This is a genomic window from Micromonospora sp. 4G55 (assembly GCF_016803375.1).
Window position 1 is genome coordinate 1 of record NZ_JAEVHN010000524.1, and the last position, 4366, is coordinate 4366.

A 4366-nucleotide genomic window follows, 5' to 3' on the forward strand; every position below is an offset into this window, starting at 1 on the left:
GCTGACCACGAAGAGCGACCCCTCCAGCGGTACGCACCACAGCGCCAGCGCCGGGCCGTCGCCGACGCTCACCCAGGCCACGGCCGCCTTCTTCATCGCCTCGTCGACCAGGGGCGTCGACACCGGGGCGTCCACCTCGTCCGTCACACCGGCATCCTCTCGTACGTGGGGCGTGCGGTCACCGGTCAACCGACGAACGGCGGGACCAGGATCTCGCCCCGGGCCACCGCCATGACCTGGCCGGAGACGGTGGCGCCGACCGCCGCCCCGTCGGCCGCGGTCACCGTGCAGGCCAGCGCCGACGGGCGGTGGATCTCGATGCCCTGGCGGACCGCGTACTCGGAGCGGCCCTCGCCGGGAAGCAGCCCGCTGGCGACCAGCCAGACGCCGAGCCCGAGGGCGGCCGAGCCGGTGGCCGGGTCCTCCGGCACGCCGAGCCCGGGCACGAAGACGCGGGCGTGCGCGGTTTGCGTTCCGGCGTTCCAGGAGAAGACGCTGACATGCTCCACCCCGTACCGTTCCGCCGCCGCCGCGTTGACCTTGGCGCGGGCCACCGCGTCCGGGCGGACCGGAAGGTAGGGGAACTCCAGCCCGCAGCCGGCCACCCGGGGCGCCGGGCCGGCGTGGTCGTCGGCGGTGAGGCCGGCCATCTCCAGCAGCGGCTCCGGGTCCAGCTCCGGCCCGAGGGTGGGGGCGCCGCCGGTCAGGGTGGCACCGGTCTCGCCGACCTCGATCGGCAGCACCCCGGCGCCACACTCCTGGGTGATACTGCCCACACCGAACATCCCGCGCCGGCTGGCGGTGACCGCCGCGCCGACGCTGGGGTGCCCGGCGAACGGCAACTCCGCGGCCGGGGTGAAGATCCGGGCCCGGTAGGTGGCCCCGACCTGGGTGGGCGGCAGCACGAACACCGTTTCCGAGAGGTTGAACTCCAGCGCGAGCGCCTGCATCTGTTCGGTGGCGAGCCCTTCGGCGCCGAACACCACGGCCAGCGGGTTGCCGGCGAACGGGCGATCGGTGAAGACGTCCACGATCTCGTAGGCCAAGGTCGACATGTTGATAAACACTAGGCGCTTAGGCTGGTGCCCGTGAGCACGCCGAACCGGGTCTACATCGCCCGACTCGCCGGAGTCGCCGTCTTCGACCCGAACGCGACCAGGTGGGCCGGGTGCGTGACGCGGTGGCCCGGATCCGGCCGACCCAACGTCCCCCCGAGGTGGTGGGCCTGGTCGCCGAGATGCCGATGCGCCGGCGGATCTTCCTGTCCATCAACCGGATCACCTCCATCGACGCGGACGCGGTGGTGCTCGGCAGCGGCACCCTCAACCTGCGCCGCTTCGAGAAGCGCCCCAACGAGCTGCTGGTGCTCCAGGAGCTGCTGGACCGGCGGGTCCAGCTCGAACCGGGCGGCCAGCCGGGCGCGGTGGTCGACGTGGCGATGGAGTGCAGCCGGGGTGGCGAGTGGTCGCTGTCCCGGGTCGCCGTCCGCGAGCAGACCGGTCGGCTCACCCGCCGCGGCCACCTGCACCAGGTCGAGTGGGACCGGGTGCGCGGGCTGAGCGGCATCGCCGCCAACCGGGGTACGGCCAACCTGCTCGCCGTGCTGGAGGACATGCGCCCGGCCGACCTGGCCAACGCCCTGCAGGACCTGCCCGACGTGCGGCGCAACGAGGTCGCGGCGGCGCTGGACGACGAGCGCCTCGCCGACGTGCTCAGCGAGCTGCCGGAGCACGACCAGGTGGAGATCCTCGCCGCGCTGGACCGGGAACGGGCCGCCGACGTGCTGGAGGAGATGGACCCGGACGACGCCGCCGACCTGCTCAACGAGCTGCCGCCGCCGGAGCAGGACGTGCTGCTGGACCTGATGGAGCCGAACGAGGCCGATCCGGTCCGCCAGCTGCTGCGCTACGCCTCCGGTACGGCGGGCAGCGTGATGACCTCCGAGCCGGTGATCCTGCCGCCGGACGCCACCGTCGCGGAGGCGCTCGCCCGGATCCGGGAGGAGCAGCTCTCCCCGGCCGTCGCGGCCCAGGTGTTCGTGGCCCGCGCCCCGATGACCACGCCCACCGGCCGCTACCTGGGCATGGTGCACTTCCAGCGGCTGCTGCGGGAGCCGCCGGCGGAGATGCTCGGCGGGGTGGTGGTCAATGACCTCGACCCGCTGCGGCCGACCACCCCACTGCCGGAGATCACCCGCCGGATGGCCACCTACGACCTGGTGGCGATGCCGGTGGTGGACCGTAACAACCGGCTGGTCGGCGCGGTCACGGTCGACGACGTGCTCGACCACTCGCTGCCGCGCGACTGGCGGGACCGGGACGCCGTACCGGCCCCGGGCCCCGCCGAGGGGACGGACGGCGCTGATGGCTGACCAGCGACGGGCCGAGCGACTGGATCAGCCGCGCGAGCCCCGGGGCGTCAAGCTGCCCCGGTTCGATCCGGAGGCCTTCGGCCGGTGGTCCGAGGGGATCGCCCGGGGCATGGGCACGGCGAACTTCATCGTCTACATGACGGTGGTCATCGCGCTCTGGTTCGGCTGGAACACCCTGGCGCCGGCGCACCTGCGCTTCGACCCGTACACCTTCACCTTCCTCACCCTGATTCTGTCGTTGCAGGCCTCGTACGCGGCCCCGCTGATCCTGCTCGCGCAGAACCGGCAGGCCGACCGGGACCGGGTGGCGTTGGAGGAGGACCGGCGGCGGGCCACCCTGCAGAAGGCCGACACGGAGTACCTGACCCGGGAGATCGCCGCGCTGCGGATCGCCATGGGTGAGGTGGCCACCCGGGACTTCCTCCGCTCGGAGCTGGCCCGGCTGGCCGAGGAGCTGGACGAGGCGGCCCAGCGCCGGCAGCGGCTGGAACGCCGGCAGCAGGAGAAGGCCGTGCGGCGGGGCGGCGAGGGCCTCGACGAGCCCCGCGACGACCTGGACGGCGACTACGCCCGCGACGGCCGGCCGGAGGGCTGACCGACGGAGGCCCGGGCCCATTCGAGGGGCCATCGATTCGCTCACACCGGCCCCGCTGGCGGCGGCGACGGATCACCGCCGACGTAGCATTGCGGGCATGTCAGCTCCCGTCAGCACCATCTCCGACGCGATCCAGGCCGCCCTGGCCACCGTCAACGACCCGGAGATCCGCCGCCCGATCACGGACCTCGGCATGGTCCGCTCCGCCGTGGTCGGCGACGACGGCGTCGTACGCGTCGAGCTGCTGCTCACCGTCGCCGGCTGCCCGCTGAAGGACAAGCTGCGCTCCGACATCACCGCCGCCGTGGGGGCGGTCCCCGGCGTGACGGGCGTCGAGATCGAGTTCGGCGTGATGAGCCCCGAGCAGCGCCAGGAGCTCCAGTCGAAGCTGCGCGGCGGCAACGCCACCGAGGAGCCGGTGATCCCGTTCGCCCAGCCCGGCTCCCGGACCCGGGTGTACGCGGTGGCCAGCGGCAAGGGTGGCGTCGGCAAGTCGAGCGTGACGGTCAACCTGGCCGCCGCGCTGGCCGCCCGGGGCCTCTCGGTCGGCGTGGTCGACGCGGACATCTACGGCCACTCGGTGCCCCGGATGCTCGGCGCGGACGGCCGCCCGACCCGGGTCGAGGACATGATCATGCCGCCGCAGGCGCACGGCGTGAAGGTGATCTCGATCGGCATGTTCACCCCGGGCAACGCCGCCGTGGTGTGGCGCGGCCCGATGCTGCACCGGGCGCTCCAGCAGTTCCTCGGCGACGTCTACTGGGGCGACCTGGACGTGCTCCTGCTCGACCTGCCCCCGGGCACCGGCGACATCGCCATCTCGGTGGCCCAGCTGCTGCCGAACGCCGAGATCCTGGTGGTGACCACGCCGCAGGCCGCGGCCGCCGAGGTCGCCGAGCGGGCCGGCGCGATCGCCCTGCAGACCCACCAGCGGGTGGTCGGCGTCATCGAGAACATGGCCTGGCTGGAGCTGCCCGACGGCTCGCGGATGGAGGTCTTCGGCGCCGGTGGCGGCCAGGCCGTGGCCGAGTCGCTGAGCCGGACGATCGGCGCGCAGGTGCCGCTGCTGGGTCAGATCCCGCTCGACACCCGGGTACGCGAGGGCGGCGACGCCGGCAACCCGATCGTGCTGGCCGAACCGGACGCCCCCGCCTCCAAGGCGCTGGCCCAGATCGCCGACCGCCTCGCCGTCCGCCGCGAGTCCCTCCTCGGCAAGCCCCTCGGCCTCAAGCCCGCCGGCCGCTGACCCCACCCGCGCGCTCCGCGCGCCCCAAGATCCGCGCACATACAGAGAAAGAGTGGCCTTCCGCGCTCGGGAGGCCACTCTTTCTCTGTATGTGCGCGCTCGGGGGCGGGGTTGCGTGGGGGCGCGGGGCGTGGGGGACGCGGAGCGCTAGCTG

At 73.6% G+C, this 4366-nt stretch carries 3 protein-coding genes and 1 pseudogene; 3 read left to right on the forward strand and 1 reads right to left on the reverse strand.

The genetic code is table 11. The features are described 5' to 3' along the window. Nucleotides 1-185: 185 nt before the first annotated feature. The gene (locus JNW89_RS28925; RefSeq protein WP_238451509.1) at nucleotides 186-1055 is read right to left on the reverse strand and encodes a PhzF family phenazine biosynthesis protein; all 870 of its coding nucleotides are present in this window, start codon (nucleotides 1053-1055) and stop codon (nucleotides 186-188) included. A 33-nt stretch (nucleotides 1056-1088) separates the two neighbouring features. Here JNW89_RS28925 and JNW89_RS28930 point away from each other — a divergent pair. From JNW89_RS28930 to JNW89_RS28940, 3 genes and pseudogenes are all read left to right on the forward strand, one after another. Beyond that, nucleotides 1089-2371, forward strand: a pseudogene (locus JNW89_RS28930) (magnesium transporter MgtE N-terminal domain-containing protein). Beyond that, nucleotides 2364-2966: a DUF1003 domain-containing protein gene (locus JNW89_RS28935; RefSeq protein WP_154939861.1), complete on the forward strand. Its 603-nt coding sequence runs from the start codon at nucleotides 2364-2366 to the stop codon at nucleotides 2964-2966. Before JNW89_RS28930 ends, JNW89_RS28935 begins: the two are co-directional and overlap by 8 nt. Nucleotides 2967-3063: 97 nt before the next feature. Beyond that, nucleotides 3064-4212: an Mrp/NBP35 family ATP-binding protein gene (locus JNW89_RS28940; RefSeq protein WP_088964126.1), complete on the forward strand. Its 1149-nt coding sequence runs from the start codon at nucleotides 3064-3066 to the stop codon at nucleotides 4210-4212. Nucleotides 4213-4366 lie beyond the last annotated feature (154 nt).